This is a genomic window from Ilumatobacter sp. (assembly GCF_049588435.1).
GTDB lineage: Bacteria > Actinomycetota > Acidimicrobiia > Acidimicrobiales > Ilumatobacteraceae > Ilumatobacter_A.
The window spans coordinates 1-4,278 of sequence record NZ_JBAVYV010000298.1 but is presented as its reverse complement, the minus strand read 5'-3'; the positions used below and the strand labels follow the sequence as shown (position 1 = coordinate 4,278).

The window sequence follows — 4,278 nt, the reverse complement described above, 5'->3', positions numbered from 1 at the left end:
GCGCGTTTTCTATGCCGCGGCGATGATCGCCACCTCCATGCGCCACTGCGGCTGGGCCAACTCGGGCACGGTCACCAACGTCGACGCCGCTCGGTGCTCGCCGAGGAACGCGTCACGGGCCGCCATCACCGGTGCCAGTGGTTCACCGGCGACGACGTAGGTCGTGACCGACACGATGTCTGCCAGCGTCATGTCGGCTTCGCCGAGCATCGCCGCGACGTTCGTCCAGACCAGTTCTGCCTGACCACCCACGTCCGGCGGGCTGCTCCCGTCGGGTGCAGTCGGGACGACACCGGACGTGTGCAGCCAGCGGCTCGGAGATTCGGTCAGCACGGCGTGGACATAGCGGGCTGCAGGCGGAGCGATCGCCGCTGGATTGATCGGACGGTTCACGGACCCCATCGTGCCACCTCCACCTCCGGACATGACGGCCTAGCCTCGGCGCATGGACCGCGACGGCGAGGCGGTGACCGGCGGTCCGGTGACCCGATGGTTGTCGACGACGCAACCCGAAGCGCTCTTCGTCCTCTCCGCGATCGCCCAGTACGTCGGAGCCGTCATCGCCGTGCTGCTGTTCGACGGCACGATCGGTGGAACCGACGGTGTCTCCCCCCAAACGGTCGCGTGGTTCCGCGCGATCGGTGCCGCACTGGTGCTGCTCGCCTTCTCACGCGGCTGGCGATCGGGGTGGACGCGAGAGCAACTCGTCGGCGTTGCGTTCTTCGGCGTCATCACGGTCCTGATGAACGTGTTCTTCTACCTCGCGATCGAGCGGATCGACCTGGGAAAGGGGATCACGATCGAGTTCATCGGCCCGATCGCCGTCGCCGCAGCAACGACACGCAGTCGCCGCAATGCCGTCGCCCTGCTGTTCGCGTTCGCAGGCGTGGTGGTACTCGGCGGCGTCGAGATCGACGACAACCTGCTCGGGATCGTGTACATCCTGATCGCTTCAGCGCTGTGGGCCGGGTACATCGTGATCGGATCGCGGGTCGCCCAGGTCGACCGTGGGGTCGCCGGTCTCGGACTGGGATTGGCCATCGGCGCGCTCGTGACCACCCCGATCGGCGCACCCGGCAGCCTCGAGGTCTGGACGAGCCCGAACCTCCTCGTCCTCTGTCTCGCCGTCGGCGTGTTCTCGAACGCGATCGGCTACGGCATCGACCAGTTCACGATGCGGCGGATCCCGATCCGGCGCTTCTCGCTGCTGCTCGCCCTGCTCCCGGTGACCGGGACATTGATCGGCTGGATCGGACTCGGACAGCAGCCGTCGGCCGTCGACCTCGCCGGCATCTCCCTGGTCCTGGTCGGGGTGGCCGTCCAGGAACGCGACGAGATCGAGCGCGTGGAGGCAGTGGTGCGCACCGACCCGGCCTGAGCGCGGGGGTTCGCCGTCGAGCCGGCCCGACCCGGGGGTTGACATTTTCGTACACTGGGGGGATGGCCAACACGCTCGACGATCAGCTCGCAGAACTCGAGAAGGAAGCAACCACGCCGAAGGAGGACTTCGAAGCGGAGCGACTCCATCGCAAACAGCGCCTCGCCTGCGGCCTGCGCACGATGGGCCGGTTGCATCTCGCCGAGGGCGTGCCCGGTCACGTGACCGTGCGCGACCCCGAGTTCCACGACCGCTTCTGGGTGAACCCGTTCGGCACGAACTTCAAGTTGATGACCGTCAGCGATCTGATCTGCGTCGATCACGAAGGCAACATCGTCGAGGGTGAGGGTCCGCTCAACGCCGCCGCGTTCGCGATCCACGGCCAGATCCACCAGGCCAGGCCCGACATCATCGCGGCCGCTCACTCCCACTCGATGTACGGCAAGACGTTCTCGACGCTCGGCAAGCCATTGAAGATGATCACCCAGGACGCAACGATGTTCTACAACGACGTCGCCCTCTGCAACGTCGGCAGCGGCGCGGTGGTGCTCGACCTCGACGTCGGTCGCCAGATGGCCGAAACGCTCGGCGATCGCAAGGCGCTGATCCACCAGAACCACGGCCTGATCACGACCGGCGGATCGGTCGACGCCGCCGTGTGGTGGTTCATCGCGCTCGAGCGCGCCTGCCAGAGCCAGCTGCTCGCAGAGTCCGCCGGGACCCCGATCGAGATCCCCGAAGCGTATTGCGAGGACGGCTACAAGGCCCAGGGCAGCGACATCGCCGGCTGGTTCCAGTTCCAGCCGTTCTGGGACGAACTCGTCGCCCGCGAACCCGAATTCCTCGAGTGAGCCTCCCGCGCCGCTGCGGTGTGAGCCGCTGCACGTCCGAGGCGTGCCAGCGAGACGGGCGATACCAGGGTGCAGCAACTCGAGTTCGCGCCTCCGGATCATCCGATACCAGGTCGCGTGCGCGATGCCGCTCGTCGCTTTGACAACGAGGCCATGCCGTTCGAGCGCGTGCTGATCGAGATCGAGAAGTTCCACACCTGCTCGGGGGGTGAGTACATCGCCGAATGGGAACCAATTTCGTCCCACCACCTCGTTCTCGACCCCGATTCGTATCAGCAGGTGAGACGCAACCGGGTCGAGAAGCGGTGCGGACCGACCTGGTGGGCCGGTGGGGTCGCATCGGTGGTGGCGACGGGGAACCGCGCTCAGTCGGGCTGCTGGTCGGGGCGCTCGAGGTTCTTGGTGAGGACATGTTCGTCGAAGACCACACCGTCGGCGTCGTTGTGCACGATGCGATCGGTGACCGTCCAACCCGCCGCCTCGTAGAACGCGATCGCCGGAGCGTTGCCGACGATCGTGTCGAGTTCGGCCGTGTCGAATCCGGCGCCGGCGATCAGCGCTTCACCGATCTCGAGCAGATGCCGTCCGAGCCCGCGACCCTGATGATCCGGGTCGATGAAGAGTTGCACGACTTCGTTTCCACGCACGGTGACGTGGCCGACCGCGCGGCCGCCATCGTCGGCCACGATCGTCGTGAACCCACGTGCCGGATCGAGGAACAACGGCCATCGATCGGCACCGTGGTGCGGATCCATGGCAGCCACGACTCCCGACTCCAGGAGGTCGGTGAACGAATCGACCCAACAGCGGCGGTGGTATGCCGCCATCGTCGAAGCATCATCGGGCGCGCCGGTCCGGAAGGTGAGGTGGGATTCGCTCACGTGTTCAGCCTGGCGCCGCACCGGACCTGTTCTCGACCCCGATCCGTATCAGCAGGTGAGACGGATCGGGGTCGAGAACCTGGTCGAGCGACATCGGGGGCGGCCCGAGCGTCAGTGGTCGAGGCCGGGGGCGCAGAGTCCCTCGAGTTCCTCGATGCGGATCCGGTCGGCGTTTGCGTGGGTGACCTCGTTGTCGGGGTTCGCCTTGAGGTTGAACACACGGAACTCCATGTCGTTCGTGTCGACGGTGAGGATGCGACCGATCAGCGGGTCGCCGAGATCGAGGATCACCTTGATCGTCTCGAGCGCCTGGATCGATCCGATGATCCCGGGGAGCACTCCGAGCACGCCGGCCTCGGCGCACGACGGGGCGAGTTCGGCGGGCGGCGGCTCGGGCACCATGTCGCGATAGGTCGGGCCCTCGAGCGGGTGGAAGACGCTGACCATTCCTTCGAAGCGGAAGATCGAACCGTGCACGACCGGGATGCCCAGCTTCACGCTCGCATCGTTGAGGAGGTACCGACTCGGGAAGTTGTCGGCACCGTCGACGATCACGTCGTAGCCGGCGATGATGTCCATGATGTTCGACGCATCGAGCCGCGTGTCGTAGGTGACGACGTTGACGTCGGGGTTGAGTCCGACGAGCGTCTTCTTGGCGGAGTCGACCTTGCGGTCGCCGATCCGGTCGACGTTGTGCAGGATCTGACGCTGCAGGTTCGACGAGTCGACGTCATCCATGTCGACGATGCCCAGCGTGCCGACACCCGCGGCGGCGAGGTAGAGCGCGGCAGGCGACCCGAGGCCACCGGCACCGAGCAGCAGGACCTTCGCGTCGAGCAGCTTGAGCTGGCCGGCCGTACCGACCTCAGGCAGCAACAGGTGTCGCTTGTACCGGTTGTTCTGCTCGGGCGTCAGCGAGGCAGGCGCCTTCCAGTCGCGTCCCTCGTCCTTCCACCGACCGAAACCACCGTCCATCGACAGCGCTCCCGAGTAGCCGAGCTCCTCCATCGTCTGCACGGCGAACGCCGAGCGCACACCACCGGCGCAGTACACGACGACCGGAGCGTCCTTGTCGAGGAGACGACCTTCGACCTGTGCCTCGAGGTGTCCGCGCGGGATGTGGATCGCTCCGGGGATCGCCCCTTCCTCGTACTCGTCGGGCTCGCGC

General features: G+C 66.5%; 5 protein-coding genes. 2 read left to right on the top strand and 3 right to left on the bottom strand.

From position 1 onward, the window contains the following. Window positions 1-9: 9 nt before the first annotated feature. Complete coding sequence (locus WBV89_RS11620) at window positions 10-402, bottom strand: RidA family protein (RefSeq protein WP_423981513.1); 393 nt, start codon at window positions 400-402, stop codon at window positions 10-12. 43 nt (window positions 403-445) lie between these two features. Between WBV89_RS11620 and WBV89_RS11615 the strand changes: the two genes are divergently transcribed. Continuing rightward, window positions 446-1,378, top strand: coding sequence for an EamA family transporter (locus WBV89_RS11615; protein ID WP_423981512.1), 933 nt, complete (start codon window positions 446-448; stop codon window positions 1,376-1,378). Window positions 1,379-1,440: 62 nt separating this feature from the next. After that, complete coding sequence (locus WBV89_RS11610; RefSeq protein WP_423981511.1) at window positions 1,441-2,229, top strand: class II aldolase/adducin family protein; 789 nt, start codon at window positions 1,441-1,443, stop codon at window positions 2,227-2,229. A 365-nt stretch (window positions 2,230-2,594) separates the two neighbouring features. On the opposite strand, the gene WBV89_RS11605 is transcribed toward WBV89_RS11610, so the two are convergent. After that, window positions 2,595-3,110 carry an N-acetyltransferase family protein gene (locus WBV89_RS11605; RefSeq protein ID WP_423981510.1) on the bottom strand — a complete coding sequence of 172 codons (516 nt, stop codon included), beginning with the start codon at window positions 3,108-3,110 and terminating at the stop codon, window positions 2,595-2,597. Between the two features lie 111 nt (window positions 3,111-3,221). Then, window positions 3,222-4,278 (bottom strand): molybdopterin-synthase adenylyltransferase MoeB (gene moeB, locus WBV89_RS11600; protein ID WP_423981509.1); only part of this gene is annotated, 1,057 nt, incomplete at its 5' end.